We start from the raw sequence: 267 nt of genomic DNA, 5'->3' as shown, positions 1-267 counted from the left end.
TTTGTTGTTTCTGGTGTTCCTCAATCAACGTAATGTCATGGAAATGCAGCATCACCGCTGATGTTTCGCCATAGAGCATGGGGACTAAATTGATAACAAATGTACTGACCTTTCCTTTGAGTTCTAGTGACTTTTTAGATGTACTCTCTTTTTGATTTGCAAAGCACGCTTTAATGAGAGGGGACAGCTGCTCAGCATAATGGCTTCCGAGTACTGAGTTTAGGTTTTTCCCTTCGCTATCTTCTGGATCTATTGCAACTTGGCTGG

General features: G+C 41.9%; 1 protein-coding gene. It reads right to left on the bottom strand.

The window, feature by feature from the left end; genetic code table 11:
- Nucleotides 1-267, bottom strand: a 267-nt coding sequence (locus A3774_RS16845; protein ID WP_197468091.1) for a hypothetical protein, incomplete at both ends; no start/stop codon positions are given.

Source organism: Neptuniibacter marinus, from assembly GCF_001597725.1.
In the GTDB taxonomy this organism is placed as follows: domain Bacteria; phylum Pseudomonadota; class Gammaproteobacteria; order Pseudomonadales; family Balneatricaceae; genus Neptuniibacter; species Neptuniibacter marinus.
Note: the sequence above shows the minus strand (reverse complement) of the source record. Positions and strands in the feature narration are given on the sequence as shown.